Source organism: Methylotenera sp. L2L1, from assembly GCF_000744605.1.
In the GTDB taxonomy this organism is placed as follows: Bacteria; Pseudomonadota; Gammaproteobacteria; order Burkholderiales; family Methylophilaceae; genus Methylotenera.
This window is the reverse complement of the sequence record NZ_JQMG01000001.1, coordinates 2,360,265-2,376,024: the sequence shown is the minus strand read 5'-3', so window position 1 is coordinate 2,376,024 and position 15,760 is coordinate 2,360,265. Positions and strand designations below refer to the sequence as shown.

Here is a 15,760-nt window from a genome sequence, read left to right as displayed (position 1 = left end):
AAATGAATTTTTGTTTATAAATTATGCTTGTCGTATTAAATGTATTTGTGTTGTTTTGTATGTAAAAGAGTAGCAAGCATTTAACGAGTAATTTTAACGAGGAGAATCATTATGGCTACAACTTCAGGAATAGGCTCTGTCCTTGACGTTAACACCATTGTGAGTAACTTGATGAGTGTTGAAAAAGCTCCTCTAACTAAAGTTGCAACACAAAAATCAGCCTATCAATCACAAATTTCAGCATACGGAACACTGAAAAGTGCATTGTCTACGTTTCAAACTTCTGTCAGCGCGCTGTCGAGTTTATCTAAATTTAATGCACAGAGTGTTACTTCAAGTAATACAAGCGTATTGACAGCGACCTCAACTGGCAGTGCAACAGTAGGTAGTTATGACATTAGTGTTAGTCAGTTAGCTAAATCTCAGAAGTTGAGTGTGGGTGGTTTTTCAAATGTTTCTGATGTTGTTGGCACAGGCAGTTTAACGATATCTTTTGGTACGTTTACACCTGAAGTTGCCAGTCCATTTACGCCAAGCTCTTTTACCTCAAATTCAGCTAAAGCTGACCTCAATATCACCATTGATAGCTCTAATAATACATTAGCCGGCGTACGTGATGCGATTAATGCGGCTGATGGCAGTGTCAGTGCGACTATTGTGAATGACGGTACGACTAATCGAATCGTGATTACCTCAAAAGATACGGGTGAGGTGAATAGCCTTAAAATTTCAGTAGCTGATGATGATGGTAATAATGTAGACGCAACAGGTTTGTCTAAGCTGGCATATGACCCACAGGCTACAGCCGGTAATGGTAAAAATCTGACATCATTACAAGAAGCTAAAAATGCGATCTTACAAATTGATGGTATTGATATTGTTAAATCTAGCAATTCAATTAGTGACGCAATTGAAGGCGTCACATTAAATCTAGTCGGTATCACTTCTGGAAGTGCATTGAGCTTATCTGTAGCAACGAATCAAGATGCTATCAAGACTTCAGTTACTTCATTTGTTGATGCCTTCAATAAACTAGACACGACATTACGTAACCTGACAAAGTTTGATGAAACTGGCCAGGCGAATGGCGCCTTGTTGGGCGACTCTACAGCTCGCTCTATCATCAACCAGATTCGATCTGTCATGAATACAGCGGTTGCCAATGGCAGTTCGCTAAATACACTCTCACAAATTGGTGTGACATTCCAGAGAGATGGGAAGTTGAGCCTAGATAACACTAAATTCACCAATGCGGTTAGCAGTAATTTCAATGATATCGCAAGTTTGTTTGCAGCGACAGCTAGGGCAACTGATCCACAAATCAGTTTTGTCAGTAGCACATCTAAAACGCAAGAAGGTACTTATGCGATTGCAGTGACGCAGCTTGGCACAACATTGTTAAATGCACAAGGCACAATTAATGGTGCCGCTGCTACTGGCAGTACTACAACCTTAAGAGGTCCGCTTGGTGATGCAAGTGAAGGGTTAACTGTTAATGTCGCGGGTGGTGCGCTAGGTGCACGTGGTACTGTTAATTTTAGTCTTGGTTATGCTGCTAAGCTGGGCACTTTATTAGAAAACCTACTCAGTGAAGATGGCATCTTGGCAGCAAGAACAGATGGCATAAATAGCTCAATCGAGCGTTTGGATACGCAGACAGAACGACTAAATGCCCGCTTGACGGTGATTGAGAGTCGTTACAGAGCGCAGTACTCTAGACTTGATGTTTTGTTAACGAGTATGTCCTCTACCAGTAACTTCCTCACACAACAAATTGCTGCGCTTAACGCAGGCTAATCAATAGTAAAGGGTCTCGTTATGTTTGGACTAAACCAAAAAGGTGTTAACGGATATGCCAAAGTAGGTGTGGAGACTGGTGTATTGGCAGCGAGCCCAGTTAAGCTGATAGTGATGCTTTACGATGGTGCTATTGCTGCATGTCATAGTGCAATTGCCTGTATGCAACGTAAGGATATTGAGCAAAAAGGCGCCATGCTGTCAAAAGCTATTATGATTATTGAGAGCGGGCTTAGGCTGAGTTTGGATAAAAAGGCAGGTGGTGAAATTGCTGATAGCTTAGATGCGCTTTATGTTTATATGAGTAGTAAATTGGCTTCTGCCAATGTGCGTAATCAACCAGAGCAAGTGCAAGAAGTGATTAAGTTGTTGTTGGATTTGAAGGGTGCATGGGAAGCTATTGATAATAATAAGGCAACAGCTCAAGTACTGAATCAAGTGAAAAATAACCAGCAAACGATAGATGCTACGCAAACCTATGCGTATCAGGCTAAAATTTAGTGAGGAACTAAAGGTAATGGAATATCAAAATACTATTCAGCTTTATGAGGCTGTTGCTAAGATTATGCAACAAATGCTGCATGCAGCAAAAATGGAAGACTGGGAAAAGTTAACAGAGCTAGAGGCTTTTTGTGCGCAACATGTCGCCACGTTGAAAACTATAGAAGATGCGCAGCCACTGCCAACGGATGCGTTAAATCGTAAGGTGGCCAGCATAAAAAGCATTCTTGCTGATGACCGTGAGATTCGTAATTTAATTTCACCTTGGATGGCAAAATTAAATGCATTGATGAACACCAATCAAACAGAAAGGCGGCTGACGCAAGCTTATAGTCAGTAACTTTAACGTTATATGCTTAAACTGCCAGACAATCTAAGTATTAGTCCTGGTCCAGTACCAGTAGGCCGGGTGTTACCTGTTCTTGCAGTTGATGGAATTGGTGCTACATTACAAGAGTTAAACGCCAGAGCAACCCAATTTATACTTGGCCGTGAATATTCTGCGCAAGTTGTTTCAAAAGTCGACGATAAAGCTTACTTGGTTAAAGTTGATAGTGCTGTGTTGAAAATGGAGTTGGGTAACACAGCGCTTGTTGGCCAGTCTATCAGACTACGGTATGTGCAAGACAGCCCGGTCCCTACTTTTTTCTTTACGCCCCCAACAGGAAAGCCAGCGTATGATTCTGCCGAGTTAAGTTCGGCAGCACGTTTAATTGGACAACTCTTACAAGAAGCTGAAAAAAATGGAGTTTCTGGCAAATATGAAGCGGCTGCTGTCGTTACTCATAGCCCCAAAGACCCTCAAATGGTTGCTCAAGGTTTAAAGCAAGCTGTTGCCAATAGTGGGCTGTTCTATGAGTCTCACTTAAGCGAAATGCTGCAAGGTGGGCGTAGTTTGACTGCAATCATGCAAGAGCCCCAGAATCAAGCTCAGCAAACTCAAGCGCAGATTGCAACATTAACATCGCAGCAATTGGCGATATTAGAGCAGAATCGTCTTAACTGGCACGGTGAGGTATGGCCGGGGCAGAAAATGGAATGGGATGTCTATCTAGAGCAGCGCGATGGTGAGTCTGCTGAGCAGGGTAGTGAGCGTGAAGATGTCGCTAGGCCTGTGGTCAGTGAGATAAAGTTAACTTTTCCACATTTGGGTGTTGTTGCTGCTAAGCTAACGATTGTTGATGGGCATGTGTCAATTAATTTGCGAGCAGAACAAAGTGAAACATTAGATGCACTTAAGAGTAAAAGCCGCGGCTTAACACAGGCGATGAGTGACAGTGGGTTGCAGGTGGAAGGCTTGGTTATTTCAGTGTATGAGTAAATCTGAAGAAAGTAAGTTGTTGAGTCCGATTCTAGGGCTTGCACCAAATCCGCATATTTCGCATAACCCTAATCAACAGGCGATTGCGCTTACTTATGCAACTGGTGATTATGCGCCGCGAGTTGTTGCAAAGGGGCGTGGCTTAATTGCTGAGCAAATTATTGCTAGAGCAAAGCAGCACGATATTTTTGTGCATGAATCTAAGGATTTAGTCGCGCTGTTGATGCAGGTGGACTTGGATGACCATATTCCACCTGCACTTTACCAAGCAATTGCTGAAATTCTATCTTGGCTTTACCGTTTGGAAGAAGCTAAAGCCGATTCTGTGGATGAGGCGTTATTTAAAGCTTAAATCTGCATGCTCATAATGTCTTGGTACGCAGAAACAAGTTTGTTGCGTACCTGAATTGTTGCTTGAAAAGATATGTTTGCTTTTTGTCCTGCAATCATCACGTCTGACAAGCTGACGCTATCGTCACCTAGCGCAAAGTTCTTGCCCAGCGTTTCAGCATTTTTTTGTACTTGGTTAACTTGATCTAAGGACGCTTTTAATGCATCTGCAAAATCAATTTTCCCAGTACTTTTATCTGCGTTGATAGGGGATGCTAAATTTGCGATGCCCTCTGTTTGTGGACGTTGTGCTGCTGCCCTCATTTGCGCAAGCATAGATTCTATTCTGCTTGAATCAATACCACCTGCCTTCATGATTGACCTCCTATTAATATCTAACCTAAAATTTCTCATTGCTAATGTAACATTTAATTCAAATATCAAGCTTGTAAATAAGAAGAGTAAAATCATTCTATTCTTAGGTTCGATGTGAGATGAAATTGGCATAATGTCGATTAACTAGTGGTTATACCGACTTGATTTGTAGTAATGTGTTTAGAGTTTAATGGAGAAATATAATGGCAGCAGCTGACGCCACCTTGGTGAGTGAGGGTAGTTCTGGCGCATTCGCTCAGATGGGGAGTAAGTTACTACTAGTGGCGGGTATTGCTGCGGTTGTGGCTGTGATGGTTGTGTTTTGGCTATGGAGCCAGCAGCCTGACTATCGAGTGCTGTTTTCTAATTATTCAGATAAAGACGGTGGCGCGATTGTTGCGGCACTAGAAAAATTGAATGTGCCTTATAAATTTTCTGATAGTGGCACAGCGATTATGGTGCCAGCAGCACAAGTACATCAAGTTAGATTGAAGTTAGCTGCAGATGGCTTGCCTAAAGGCGGTAATATCGGCTTTGAGTTGTTAGAGAATCAAAAGTTTGGTGTGTCGCAGTTTGTTGAGCAAGTAAATTTCCAGCGTGGTTTAGAAGGTGAGTTGGAGCGCAGTATTCAATCTATCGCTGCCGTCGATGTGGCGAGAATTCATTTGGCAATACCAAAACCATCAGTATTTGTAAGAGACCAACAAAAGCCTACAGCATCAGTATTATTAAACCTCCGTCCAGGTAGAACGTTGGATGCACAGCAAGTGAGTGCAGTCGTGCATTTGGTTGCTAGTAGCGTGCCTAATTTGCCTACTGCCAATGTTACCGTGGTTGATCAGAATGGTAATTTGCTTTCAGATACCACTAAGAAGTTAGGTGCAAAGAACCTAGACCCAGAACAATTGAAGTATGTTGATGAGATTCAACAAAGCATCGTTAAACGTGTTGAATCAATCATTAGCCCAATTGTGGGGTTAAAAAATGTTCGTGCAGAAGCAAGTGCTGAAATAGACTTTTCAGTACAGGAACAGGCTGCTGAAACTTATAAACCGAATCAGCAGCCAGATGCTGCTGCCGTTCGTAGTATGCAAAGTAATGAAACTCAATCAGTCAATGGCGATACTGCAGGTATACCAGGGGCACTTTCTAATCAGCCGCCTCCAGCGGCAACCGCGCCAATTACAACTGAAGGTGCTACAGATGCTAACGGGCCGGCCACAGCTAGTCCAACCCCAATCAATAGTGAAAAAAACCTTACAACCAACTATGAGGTTGATAAAACTGTGAGCTATAGACAGCAGCCAATGGGCGGGATTAAACGTTTAAATGTTGCCGTGGTTGTTAATAATATGCCGGTGATAGATAAGAAGACAGGCAAAGTTAGCTATCGCTCTTTAACTGCTGCAGAAAAAACGCAGATTAATGATCTTGCTATGCAGGCGATGGGTTTTAGTCGTGAACGTGGAGATTCACTCACGATCGTCAATACACCGTTCGCAGGGGAGCCGGAAGAGGTATTGCCAGCTATTCCATTGTGGGAAAATCCTCGCGTAATTGAAAATGCTAAAGATGTGCTACGTTTCTTGGTTGGTGTAGTCGCACTATTTATTATTTATCGCAAGGCCTTAAAACCATTGTTGAATAAATTAACTGCGCCTAAAGCAGCAGATGTTAATCAAAGTGAGGCACCAGATACTGTTGTGAGTATTAGTGAGGATGGTACTGTCTCCCTTAGCAAACCAGCCTATGAGCAAAAAATAGAGACCGCAAAGCAGATCGCGAAAGATAACCCTAGAATGGTAGCGAGTGTAGTGGCTAACTGGACGAATGGAAACGAGTAATATAGATGAGTGATGCAGGCGTGATTAGAAGCGCAGTTTTAATGCTGGCGTTGGGTGAGGATGAGGCGGCTGAAGTCATGAAGTTTCTGAGCCCTAAAGAAGTGCAGAAACTTGGTGCTGCCATGGCAACATTAAAGTCTGTGGGTCGCGAGCAAGTAGAAACTGTTGTGAGTGATTTCTTGACTGAGGCTGAAATGAATAGCAACCTGGGTCTCGATTCAGATGAATATATTCGTTCAGTTCTTACTAAAGCGCTTGGCGATGATAAAGCCTCTAGTTTACTTAATCGTATTTTGCAAACTAGGGATGCTAGCGGTATTGAAAGCTTAAAGTGGATGGATGCGCACACTGTGGCTGAATTTATTAAAAATGAGCATCCACAGATTATTGCGACTATTTTAGTGCATTTGGAGCCTGACCAAGTGGCGGAGATTTTTGGGCATTTTACCGACCGTTTACGTCAAGATGTGATGTTGCGTATTGCAACACTGGATGGTGTTAAACCTGTTGCATTACGTGAGCTGAATGAGGTAATGACGAAGCTACTAACCGGTAATGAAAACATCAAAAAACAAACGATGGGCGGCGTGAAAGTAGCGGCTAACATCATGAACTTTATGAACAGCGAGACAGAGGCTGTGGTGTTAGAGGGGCTTAAGAATTACGATGATGACATGGCTCAGCGCATTATGGATGAGATGTTTGTGTTCGATAACATTATGGATATCGATGATAAAGGTATTCAGGTGATGTTGAGAGAGGTGCAATCTGAAACGCTTATTATTGCACTTAAGGGCACAACAGATGAGATGCGTGAGAAGATATTCAAGAACATGTCATCTCGCGCTGCTGAGATGATGCGTGAAGATTTGGAGTCAAAAGGACCTGTTAAGCTTTCAGAGGTTGAGGCACAACAGAAACAAATATTGCAAATTGTGCGTAGGCTTGCAGATGAAGGGCAGATTCAATTGGCTGGTAAAGGCGGCGATGACCAATATGTATAAGGCAGATCTGCATGGCTAATACAAATATTCCTAAAGAGCAGCAGAGCGCATACGAACGCTGGGAAATGGCTTCATTTTCAGACATCAGTCATGAGCGTAGTAGAGGGCTTGCAGCCTCAAGTCAGCCTAAAAAAAAGGATGTACCATCTGTCAACCCTGCAGAAATAGCGCAGGTTTTTGAAGCGACTCGTAAAGATGCTTACAGTAAGGGAGTGCAGGAGGGGTTTGCCGCTGGAATGGCTCAGGCCCGAGAGTTGGCGCAGGTAGAGAAAAACCAACTCCTGCAGCTAATGAATGCATTTAGTAGTGCACTTGAAAACTCAGATGAGCAGATTGCTGAGGATGTGCTTTCTTTGGCGTTAGATATTGCGAAATCTATGCTGAAAATTAAGCTTGATGTTGATAAAAAGGTTTTACTTCCTGTGGTGCTGGATGCCATCCATTATTTACCACATATTCAAAGGCCCGCCAGAATTCTCGTGCATCATGAGGATATGCATCTATTACGCGAATATATGGCTGATGAAATTGCTAATGATCATTGGCAGATACACGAAGACAGTAATATCGAGCGTGGTGGCTGCTTGGTTGAGACTGGTGCAAATCAGGTAGATGCTACCAATGCGATGCGCTGGAAAAGAATTACTGAAGCATTAGCGCAGAATAATGATTGGTTACTCCCATGAGTGACGAAGTGCTAGATATTGCTGGGAGTAAGCATTTAAACGTGCACCAGCAACGTTGGCGCGATCATATTCGTGATTGTAAGGAAATTTTACGCATCGTTGAGCCTTTAGAGATTGCTGGGCGTATTGTCAAGCTTACTGGGTTAGTGATGGAGGCGGTCGGTATCAAATTGCCAATAGGCAGTGCATGCTATGTGCCGCTTGCAGAAGGTCGGCGAGTGGAGGCTGAGGTCGTTGGCTTCGATGGTGAGCGCATGTTGCTGATGCCACAAAGTAGTGTAGATGGCATTACACCAGGTGCAAAAGTGTTTGCGTTAGAGATAGCAGAAAGCTTGCCTAAACCGCATCACGGACAGCCTCCGCGTCGTCGCGCAACAGATAGAGCACGTCATTTGCCCGTAGGGGCTGAGTTGCTTGGGAGGGTTGTCGATGGCGCTGGTAATCCATTGGATGATTTAGGTGATATCAAGCCAAGCCAAAGTTCTGCATTAAACTCAAGACCGATGAATCCGTTAATGCGAGCACCCATAGAAGAGGTCTTAGATGTTGGCGTGCGTGCAATTAACAGCATGTTAACTGTTGGTCGCGGCCAACGTATGGGCTTGTTTGCAGGTTCTGGTGTAGGTAAAAGTGTCTTGCTTGGGATGATGGCGCGATATACCACTGCTGATGTTATTGTGGTCGGACTCATTGGAGAGCGGGGGCGAGAAGTTCAGGAGTTTATTGAACAGATTCTAGGCCCTGAAGGTCTCGCACGGTCGGTTGTTGTGGCTGCGCCAGCTGATGCTCCTGCGTTAATGCGCTTGCAAGGTGCAAGCTATGCTACCACCATTGCTGAGTGCTTTCGTAATGAAGGCAAGAATGTATTGTTGATTATGGACTCATTAACTCGCTATGCAATGGCGCAACGTGAAATTGCGTTGGCGATTGGTGAGCCTCCTGCGACCAAAGGCTATCCACCTTCTGTGTTTGCCAAGTTACCTGCACTAGTTGAACGAGCTGGCAATGGCCGTCGTGGTGAGGGATCCATTACTGCATTCTATACGGTGTTGACGGAAGGTGATGATCAACAAGACCCGATTGCTGATGCGGCGCGTGCTATTTTAGATGGGCATATCGTACTAAGTCGTGGGTTGGCTGAAAGCGGACACTACCCTGCGATAGATGTTGAGCAATCAATCAGCCGAGCCATGCATAATATCACTAGCCCAGATCATCAAAAGCTAGCGCGTAAGTTAAAGCAACTGAATTCACGCTACGCACGGAGTGTCGACTTGATTAATGTGGGCGCCTATGAGGCAGGTAGTGATGCTGTGTTAGATATGGCGATTTCTAAACATGAGTTAATAGAACGATTTTTACAGCAAGATGTGGCTGAACGTTCAGATTGGGAAGAAAGTCTACATTTCTTAGAGGCGGTACTACATGGTGTTCCGCTAAGCTAACTTCAGAGAGTGCACCAAAGCGAGAATTGGAGAGGGTTATCTTATGACAACAAAATCTAGCAGTGTGCTGAAAATGTTAGAGGAAATAGCGGCCAAAGAAGTTGAATTGGCGACGGAAGCTCTAGCAAAAGCGATGAAAGTAGTGGGTGAAGCGCAGGGGAAGTACGATATGTTGTTGGAATATCGTAAAGGCTATCAGGATAATTTGAATGCAAATCTTGCTAAAGGTATGACTGCTGAGGCTTACCAGAACTTCCAAAACTTTTTTAAAAAGCTTGATCATGCCATCACAGGTCAGAAAGACGTGGTGAGCTTTGCTGAGCAGCAAGTGAAAGTGCATCGAACATTATGGCAAGAAAGCCAGCGTAAGAAGCTTTCTTATGATGTGCTTATTACTCGTTCAGACAAGCGAGCCGCTAAAGTTGAGCAAAAGAGAGATCAGAAAATGATGGATGAGTTTGCGACACGAATGACAAGAGTAAAACGTTAAACTTTTGGAATTGACGATGATTTAGTCCTCATTTTGAAGGATTGAATACACAGTCTCCCATTTAGAATAAAGTCATTATCAAATAGGTGAATTACCATGCAAACATTACCAACGCCAGTATCGCAAACAAAAGCGCCTAGTTTGGCTGATGTCGTGAACCAGAATGGATCGCATGCTAATAAGTCTTCAACAGAAAATGCTAAAGCAACTTTTCAGGCAGAGCTAAATAGACAGGTTCGAGCTAAGCAAGGCCAAGCGCAAGCAAAGCAGGAGAAAAGTGCTGAGCCTATAAAAAGCCAAACACAACAGAAAACATCGGTGAAAGACCAGTCTGACATTGATAAGACAGCCAGTTCAACGAGCAAAAACTTAAACAATGGCCAGAGTGATGATTCCTTTTTGACAGACTTAAATAGTCAACTAGATGCAGCGCGCGACTTATCTAATAAGGTTGTACTTGATGATGCTAAAGATGCGTCTCACGCTGCTGTAGCGGCTACAGCAGAGGGTGATGGGCTTGCGATTGCCGATCTGATTGCTGCATTAGGTATAGCTTCTGCACAGAGTTTGCAGAATGATTCAAAAGCATCAGTAGCGTCGGAGGCTGGAGATGCTCTGTTAGCAACATCTGATGCAACAGTAGCACAAAAGAACTTGATGGCAGCGTTGAATAGCTCCATCACGAAGGGCCAGCCCGAGTCGAAGCAGGCAGTTGATGCTACGCTAACAGCAGATGATGTGACGGCTAAGCCTCAAGATGAAGGTTTGACGGATGTGTTGGCTGGTAGGTCTGAGCCTAAATTGGCGCCAGAAGAGTCGGCATTTAATAAGACTATGCTAAACGTTGCCGCAAAAGACTTGCCGGCTAAAGACGCAGCATCTAATATCATTCAGGCACAAGCAGCGTCGGCACAAACAGCGTCTGTAAACGCAGTGCAAAATAATAGCAATCTTGCCTCTCAACAGTTGGCTAGTGGGAATATCATTAATGTTTACCCTGGCAAAACAGGCTGGGATCAAGCGATTAGCCAAAAAGTGGTATGGATGGTAGGGGCTGGTCAGCAATCAGCTTCACTGACATTAAATCCGCCAGATATGGGTCCATTGAAAGTAGTGATTAATGTACATAACGATCAAGCAGACACGACCTTTATTTCAGATAACGACGAAGTGAGAAAAGCGCTTGAAAGTGGCATGTCTAATTTGCGAGATAAAATGAGCGAGTCAGGCATTCAATTGGGTCAAGCGAACGTGAGTACCAGTCAGCAGTCGCAACAAGAGTTCCAGCAAGCCGCTCAAAATAGAGTGTTCCAAAGCGCAAAAAGTCAAACAAACACAGAAGTCGTAGAGCGTGACACTCAGGCTAAAGTAAGTGTTCGCGTATCCGATGGCTTAGTCGATACTTTTGCTTAATACTTTTTAGCTGATAAATTATTTAGCTAACCAGCATCAGTATTCGGCTAAATATCAATCTAAAGCGCTTTTCCCTCTCTTATTCCTGTATCTTATGGTTTAATTTTTTTGCATAATGTAGCCATAATATGGCTATGATTGCATAATATGCGACCAAAGTTCAATTTAAGGAAAAGTACATGGCTCAAGATCCAAAACAACAATCAGAAGAAGCAGCTCCAGCATCAAAGAAAAAACTTATTATCATCATTGCTGCCATTGTATTAGCGGTTGGTGGCGGTGGTGCAGCATGGTTTTTCACACAACAAAAATCACATGACAAAAAAGAAGAAGTTAAGAAAGAAGAGCCAGCAACGGCACCAGTTTTCTTAACTTTAGATACCTTTACTGTAAACTTACAGCCAGACCCTGATGAAAAATTCTTACAAGTAGATATTTCATTACAAGTAGCTAGTCCTGAAGCGGCCGAAGCAATTAAATTACACATGCCAGCCGTTAAAAACCGTTTATTGTTATTGTTAACCAGCAAAAGTGCTGCCGAGATATCTACGGTTGAGGGTAAGCAAGAGTTGAGTAACGAAATTATTGAAGAGGTAAAAAAACCTTTTTCTCCTAACACCAAGCCACAAGAAGTCTCTGGTGTGTTTTTTACTTCATTTGTGGTTCAGTAAGCTCTATTTAAATTATGTCTGATAAGTTTTTATCACAAGATGAAGTTGATGCCCTACTAAAAGGCGTAGGTGGGGATCAGGATGAGGATAAGTCCGCCTCTGAAGCTGAGGGTGTGCGTGACTATAATTTAGCCACGCAGGAGCGTATTGTGCGTGGGCGCATGCCTACGCTGGAAATTATTAATGAACGTTTTGCCCGCCTTGTTCGTATTGAGTTGTTTAATTTTTTAAGACGAACGGTAGAAGTTTCAGTCGGCCCTGTCCGAATTACTAAATACAGTGATTTTATTCGTAATTTAGTGGTGCCCACCAATTTAAATCTTGTTCAGATGAAGCCATTGCGTGGCACTGCACTGATGGTGTTTGATCCAACCTTGGTCTTTTTGGTTGTTGATAATATGTTTGGCGGTGATGGACGGTTTCACACACGTGTAGAAGGCCGAGATTTCACGCAAACTGAGCAAAGAATCATTCAGCGTATTCTAAATATTGTGTTTGAGACATATGCCAAATCATGGGAACCTGTTTACCCAATAGAGTTTGAATATCTACGTTCAGAAATGAATACGCAGTTTGCCAATATTGCCACCCCTAATGAGGTGGTGGTGGTCACTACTTTTAATGTAGAGCTTGGACCTGCTAGTGGTGAAATTCATTTTTGCATGCCATATTCGATGGTTGAGCCAATTCGAGATTTATTAACATCGCCATTACAGGGTGAAGTGCTTGGTGCAGATAAGCGTTGGGTGAAGCTGATGACACAACAAGTACAGGCTGCTCAAATTGAGATAGTTGCTGATTTAGCGACAACTGATATGCGATTGGGTGAAGTGCTCAATATGAAAGTTGGGGATGTGATACCAATCAGCATGGAGGACTCCATCGAGGCTAAAGTAGATGGTGTACCTGTCATGCAATGTAAATACGGATTGTTTAATGGGCAATATGCATTGCGCGTTGAAAAACTTTTGAGATCAAACTCTACGGAATATATTAAAGGAGAACCTTATGGCGACTGATCCAGTTGATGAGAGCGGTATAGAAACCATCGCTGAAGATGATTGGGGCGCTGCAATGGCAGAGCAGGCGTCGTCTGAGACAGCAGCAGACGATTGGGGTGATGCGATGAATGAGCAAGCTTCCGCTTTGCAAGCTGATAAAGCTGAGAAGGCTCAAGTATTCACAGAATTTACTGCAAAAAATAAACTGCACGAAACGCAAAATGATATTGATTTCATTTTAGATATTCCAGTACAGCTTACTGTTGAACTAGGACGTACTAAAATTGCGATTAAGAACTTGCTTCAACTAGCTCAGGGGTCAGTTGTTGAGCTCGATGGTATGGCAGGTGAGCCAATGGATGTGTTAGTGAACGGTTGTTTGATTGCACAAGGCGAAGTTGTAGTTGTTAATGATAAGTTTGGTATCCGCCTCACTGATATTATTACGCCTGCGGAGCGCATACGAAAAATTAATCGTTAATTAATTTTTCTTAAACCGCCAACACAGAGACAACTGAATCTAATGAAGTTTAAACTATTATTCCTTTCCATTTTTTATTGGATATCAAGCTCAGCATGGTCTGCAGATGCGGCAGTGCAAACTTCACCTACCAGCGGACTGCTTAAAATGATGTTGGGATTAGTGTTAGTGTTGGGCGTGATGGCAGGGGTTGCATGGCTAGCTAAACGTATGTTGCCAGGGGTTGGTTACAAACAGTCTACAATTAAGGTTGTGGGCAGCGCAAATGTAGGTACGCGCGAGCGAGTCGTTGTGTTGGAAGTGGCAGGGCGTTGGTTAGTGGTAGGTGTTGCACCTGGGCAAGTAAGTGCGATTGCTAATTTAGAAATGGGTGTTGTTGAGAAAGATGGTGCGGTTGTTAATGATGAAATGGGAACATCAGGTCATCATGCAGAATCGCTTGCGACATCATTTGGAAAAATATTAAAGAATTCGGCAAGTAAGTTTACTGAGAAAACAAATGGTTAAAAGTTGGGTTGTCTGTTTTAAAGGTTTGTTTCTCTTAGGATTGGTGTTATTACCCTTTTCTGTGTTTGCCGAGAATGGTCTGCCATTGGTGAATGCAACGCCAAGTGCTGGCGGTGGTCAGGATTACACCTTAAGCCTACAAACCCTCATATTACTTACTTCATTAACATTTTTGCCTGCTGTCGTATTGATGATGACTGGGTTTACACGCATCATCATCGTGCTGTCATTACTCCGCCAAGCATTAGGCACTCAATCAGTGCCGCCTAATCAGGTGATGATTGGATTAGCGCTATTTCTGACTTTTTTTGTCATGTCGCCTGTGATTGATAAGATATATGTGGACGCTTATAAGCCCTTGTCTGAAAATCAAATCACGATGCAAGAGGCCATGGATAAAGGTGTGGCACCACTCAAAGAGTTTATGCTCAAACAAACGCGTGAAAGCGATTTGGCCTTGTTTGTTAAAATGGCAGAGGTAGATAAACTAGAGAGTCCTGATCAGGTGCCACTCAAGGTGTTGGTGCCAGCATTTGTGACCAGTGAATTAAAAACCGCATTCCAAATTGGGTTCGCAATATTTATTCCATTTCTGATTATTGATATGGTGGTAGCAAGCGTATTGATGTCGATGGGCATGATGATGGTGTCGCCTGCAATCGTAGCTTTACCGTTTAAATTAATGTTATTTGTGTTAGTAGACGGATGGCAATTGATACTTGGGTCACTTGTGGAAAGCTTTTATTAGTATTGCTGATATTCCATTGAATATAAGTAGGGAGTTCTGAATGACGCCGGAAAGTGTAATGACATTAGGTAGAGATGCGATGGGAATCACTTTAATGATTGCCGCACCTATCCTGCTTACAGTTTTAGCGATAGGCTTGTTAGTGAGTATTTTTCAAGCCGCCACCCAAATTAATGAACAAACACTGTCATTTATTCCCAAACTTATTGGAGTGTTTGTTGCATTGATGTTCGCTGGTCCATGGATGTTAAGCACAATGGTTGACTATATGCATCTGGTGTTTACAAGCATACCGGCAATGGCTAATTAACGCCCCTAGCATCACAATCGCTTTTTAAACAATGATTACATTCAGTAGTGAGTTTCTCCAAACGTGGGTAATCAGCTTGTTATGGCCACTTACACGTATTTTAGCAGTCATAGCGATTGTTCCGATTTTTAGCCACACGACAATTCCTAATCGAGTACGATTAGGTTTAGGCATTATGCTAACGATTATTATCGTTCCCACTATTCCCCCAGTACCGCAATTTGAGGTTTTCTCGCTTGATGGCTTACTGATATTAATCCAGCAACTCATCATTGGTTTTGCCATTGGCTTCAGCATGAGGCTTGTATTTTCTGCGGTTGACTTAGCTGGCCAAATGATTGGTATGACCATGGGTTTAGGGTTTGCCCAGTTCTTTGATCCTCAGACAAATGGACAATCGACTGCACTGAACCAGCTTTTGGTATTGCTAGCGATGTTGATTTTTTTAAGCTTGGATGGTCATTTAGTGATTGTGACAGCGATGGCTAATAGCTTTATTACGATGCCAATTGCGTTAGGTGGTGCAAGTGTAGATCCAATGCAAATTGCACAGTGGGGTAGTACTATATTTAGCGCGGGTTTAATGTTGGCACTACCAGCAGTTTGTGCCTTACTTATTACTAATATGGCCTTAGGGATATTAACTAGGACAGCGCCACAACTTAATTTGTTTGGTATTGGATTTCCAATTACTTTGAGTATGGGTTTTTTAGTGTTAGCGTTGTCACTAACTAGTATGTTGCAGCCAATTGTGAAATTTATTGAGCAAGGTACCGATAATATGATGCAAGTTGCGATACCTAAAAATATCGATAATAAGTAGCAAATCGATAACT

19 protein-coding genes are annotated in these 15,760 nt (G+C 42.9%); 18 read left to right on the top strand and 1 reads right to left on the bottom strand.

Annotation, left to right across the window (positions count from 1 at the left end; translation table 11 throughout):
• Positions 1 to 111 precede the first annotated feature (111 nt).
• Genes fliD through FG24_RS11240 form a run of 5 tightly spaced genes read left to right on the top strand, consistent with a single transcriptional unit; the run spans position 112 to position 3,971 of the window.
• Positions 112 to 1,797, top strand: coding sequence for a flagellar filament capping protein FliD (fliD, locus tag FG24_RS11260; protein WP_036303478.1), 1,686 nt, complete (start codon positions 112 to 114; stop codon positions 1,795 to 1,797).
• 21 nt (positions 1,798 to 1,818) lie between these two features.
• Positions 1,819 to 2,298, top strand: a complete 480-nt coding sequence (gene fliS, locus FG24_RS11255) for a flagellar export chaperone FliS (protein ID WP_036303476.1) — start codon at positions 1,819 to 1,821, stop codon at positions 2,296 to 2,298.
• A 16-nt stretch (positions 2,299 to 2,314) separates the two neighbouring features.
• Positions 2,315 to 2,638: a flagellar protein FliT gene (locus FG24_RS11250; RefSeq protein ID WP_036303475.1), complete on the top strand. Its 324-nt coding sequence runs from the start codon at positions 2,315 to 2,317 to the stop codon at positions 2,636 to 2,638.
• Positions 2,639 to 2,650: 12 nt separating this feature from the next.
• Positions 2,651 to 3,619, top strand: a complete 969-nt coding sequence (locus FG24_RS11245; RefSeq protein ID WP_036303474.1) for a flagellar hook-length control protein FliK — start codon at positions 2,651 to 2,653, stop codon at positions 3,617 to 3,619.
• A complete protein-coding gene (locus FG24_RS11240) occupies positions 3,612 to 3,971 on the top strand; it encodes an EscU/YscU/HrcU family type III secretion system export apparatus switch protein (protein WP_235189769.1) in 360 nt (119 codons plus the stop codon). The genes FG24_RS11245 and FG24_RS11240 overlap by 8 nt, the downstream gene beginning before the upstream one ends.
• Here the strand turns inward: FG24_RS11240 and fliE are convergent.
• Positions 3,968 to 4,324: a flagellar hook-basal body complex protein FliE gene (gene fliE / locus FG24_RS11235; protein WP_036303473.1), complete on the bottom strand. Its 357-nt coding sequence runs from the start codon at positions 4,322 to 4,324 to the stop codon at positions 3,968 to 3,970. The genes FG24_RS11240 and fliE overlap by 4 nt on opposite strands.
• Positions 4,325 to 4,527: 203 nt before the next feature.
• On the opposite strand from fliE, the gene fliF reads away from it, so the two are divergent.
• The 13 genes from fliF (at position 4,528) to fliR (ending at position 15,747) form a co-directional block, all read left to right on the top strand.
• On the top strand, positions 4,528 to 6,168 hold the full coding sequence (gene fliF, locus FG24_RS11230) for a flagellar basal-body MS-ring/collar protein FliF (RefSeq protein WP_036303472.1): 1,641 nt from the start codon (positions 4,528 to 4,530) through the stop codon (positions 6,166 to 6,168).
• A 5-nt stretch (positions 6,169 to 6,173) separates the two neighbouring features.
• A complete protein-coding gene (fliG, locus tag FG24_RS11225; protein ID WP_036303470.1) occupies positions 6,174 to 7,172 on the top strand; it encodes a flagellar motor switch protein FliG in 999 nt (332 codons plus the stop codon).
• Positions 7,173 to 7,183: 11 nt separating this feature from the next.
• Complete coding sequence (locus FG24_RS11220; protein WP_036303469.1) at positions 7,184 to 7,858, top strand: FliH/SctL family protein; 675 nt, start codon at positions 7,184 to 7,186, stop codon at positions 7,856 to 7,858.
• Positions 7,855 to 9,303 (top strand): flagellar protein export ATPase FliI, encoded by a 1,449-nt coding sequence (fliI, locus tag FG24_RS11215; protein ID WP_051901531.1) that lies wholly within the window; start codon positions 7,855 to 7,857, stop codon positions 9,301 to 9,303. The genes FG24_RS11220 and fliI overlap by 4 nt, the downstream gene beginning before the upstream one ends.
• Positions 9,304 to 9,346: 43 nt before the next feature.
• Complete coding sequence (gene fliJ / locus FG24_RS11210; RefSeq protein ID WP_036303468.1) at positions 9,347 to 9,793, top strand: flagellar export protein FliJ; 447 nt, start codon at positions 9,347 to 9,349, stop codon at positions 9,791 to 9,793.
• A gap of 96 nt (positions 9,794 to 9,889) precedes the next feature.
• Complete coding sequence (locus FG24_RS11205; RefSeq protein ID WP_036303466.1) at positions 9,890 to 11,206, top strand: flagellar hook-length control protein FliK; 1,317 nt, start codon at positions 9,890 to 9,892, stop codon at positions 11,204 to 11,206.
• A gap of 179 nt (positions 11,207 to 11,385) precedes the next feature.
• Positions 11,386 to 11,877, top strand: coding sequence for a flagellar basal body-associated protein FliL (gene fliL / locus FG24_RS11200; protein WP_036303465.1), 492 nt, complete (start codon positions 11,386 to 11,388; stop codon positions 11,875 to 11,877).
• A gap of 14 nt (positions 11,878 to 11,891) precedes the next feature.
• Positions 11,892 to 12,896, top strand: coding sequence for a flagellar motor switch protein FliM (fliM, locus tag FG24_RS11195; protein WP_036303464.1), 1,005 nt, complete (start codon positions 11,892 to 11,894; stop codon positions 12,894 to 12,896).
• The gene (gene fliN / locus FG24_RS11190; RefSeq protein ID WP_036303463.1) at positions 12,886 to 13,359 is read left to right on the top strand and encodes a flagellar motor switch protein FliN; all 474 of its coding nucleotides are present in this window, start codon (positions 12,886 to 12,888) and stop codon (positions 13,357 to 13,359) included. Before fliM ends, fliN begins: the two co-directional genes overlap by 11 nt.
• A 42-nt stretch (positions 13,360 to 13,401) precedes the next feature.
• Complete coding sequence (gene fliO / locus FG24_RS11185) at positions 13,402 to 13,866, top strand: flagellar biosynthetic protein FliO (RefSeq protein WP_036303462.1); 465 nt, start codon at positions 13,402 to 13,404, stop codon at positions 13,864 to 13,866.
• Positions 13,859 to 14,614 carry a flagellar type III secretion system pore protein FliP gene (fliP, locus tag FG24_RS11180; protein ID WP_036303461.1) on the top strand — a complete coding sequence of 252 codons (756 nt, stop codon included), beginning with the start codon at positions 13,859 to 13,861 and terminating at the stop codon, positions 14,612 to 14,614. The genes fliO and fliP overlap by 8 nt, the downstream gene beginning before the upstream one ends.
• Positions 14,615 to 14,654: 40 nt before the next feature.
• Positions 14,655 to 14,924 carry a flagellar biosynthesis protein FliQ gene (gene fliQ, locus FG24_RS11175; protein WP_036303460.1) on the top strand — a complete coding sequence of 90 codons (270 nt, stop codon included), beginning with the start codon at positions 14,655 to 14,657 and terminating at the stop codon, positions 14,922 to 14,924.
• A gap of 31 nt (positions 14,925 to 14,955) precedes the next feature.
• Positions 14,956 to 15,747 (top strand): flagellar biosynthetic protein FliR, encoded by a 792-nt coding sequence (fliR, locus tag FG24_RS11170; protein WP_036303459.1) that lies wholly within the window; start codon positions 14,956 to 14,958, stop codon positions 15,745 to 15,747.
• Positions 15,748 to 15,760: the final 13 nt, after the last annotated feature.

Excerpts from the sequence above, each read along its gene's own strand:
- fliD (WP_036303478.1), top strand. The coding sequence starts at position 112 with ATGGCTACAACTTCAGGAATAGGCTCTGTCCTTGACGTTAACACCATT.
- fliS (WP_036303476.1), top strand. The coding sequence starts at position 1,819 with ATGTTTGGACTAAACCAAAAAGGTGTTAACGGATATGCCAAAGTAGGT.
- FG24_RS11250 (WP_036303475.1), top strand. The coding sequence starts at position 2,315 with ATGGAATATCAAAATACTATTCAGCTTTATGAGGCTGTTGCTAAGATT.
- FG24_RS11245 (WP_036303474.1), top strand. The coding sequence starts at position 2,651 with ATGCTTAAACTGCCAGACAATCTAAGTATTAGTCCTGGTCCAGTACCA.
- FG24_RS11240 (WP_235189769.1), top strand. The coding sequence starts at position 3,612 with ATGAGTAAATCTGAAGAAAGTAAGTTGTTGAGTCCGATTCTAGGGCTT.
- fliE (WP_036303473.1), bottom strand. The coding sequence starts at position 4,324 with ATGAAGGCAGGTGGTATTGATTCAAGCAGAATAGAATCTATGCTTGCG.
- fliF (WP_036303472.1), top strand. The coding sequence starts at position 4,528 with ATGGCAGCAGCTGACGCCACCTTGGTGAGTGAGGGTAGTTCTGGCGCA.
- fliG (WP_036303470.1), top strand. The coding sequence starts at position 6,174 with ATGAGTGATGCAGGCGTGATTAGAAGCGCAGTTTTAATGCTGGCGTTG.
- FG24_RS11220 (WP_036303469.1), top strand. The coding sequence starts at position 7,184 with ATGGCTAATACAAATATTCCTAAAGAGCAGCAGAGCGCATACGAACGC.
- fliI (WP_051901531.1), top strand. The coding sequence starts at position 7,855 with ATGAGTGACGAAGTGCTAGATATTGCTGGGAGTAAGCATTTAAACGTG.
- fliJ (WP_036303468.1), top strand. The coding sequence starts at position 9,347 with ATGACAACAAAATCTAGCAGTGTGCTGAAAATGTTAGAGGAAATAGCG.
- FG24_RS11205 (WP_036303466.1), top strand. The coding sequence starts at position 9,890 with ATGCAAACATTACCAACGCCAGTATCGCAAACAAAAGCGCCTAGTTTG.
- fliL (WP_036303465.1), top strand. The coding sequence starts at position 11,386 with ATGGCTCAAGATCCAAAACAACAATCAGAAGAAGCAGCTCCAGCATCA.
- fliM (WP_036303464.1), top strand. The coding sequence starts at position 11,892 with ATGTCTGATAAGTTTTTATCACAAGATGAAGTTGATGCCCTACTAAAA.
- fliN (WP_036303463.1), top strand. The coding sequence starts at position 12,886 with ATGGCGACTGATCCAGTTGATGAGAGCGGTATAGAAACCATCGCTGAA.
- fliO (WP_036303462.1), top strand. The coding sequence starts at position 13,402 with ATGAAGTTTAAACTATTATTCCTTTCCATTTTTTATTGGATATCAAGC.
- fliP (WP_036303461.1), top strand. The coding sequence starts at position 13,859 with ATGGTTAAAAGTTGGGTTGTCTGTTTTAAAGGTTTGTTTCTCTTAGGA.
- fliQ (WP_036303460.1), top strand. The coding sequence starts at position 14,655 with ATGACGCCGGAAAGTGTAATGACATTAGGTAGAGATGCGATGGGAATC.
- fliR (WP_036303459.1), top strand. The coding sequence starts at position 14,956 with ATGATTACATTCAGTAGTGAGTTTCTCCAAACGTGGGTAATCAGCTTG.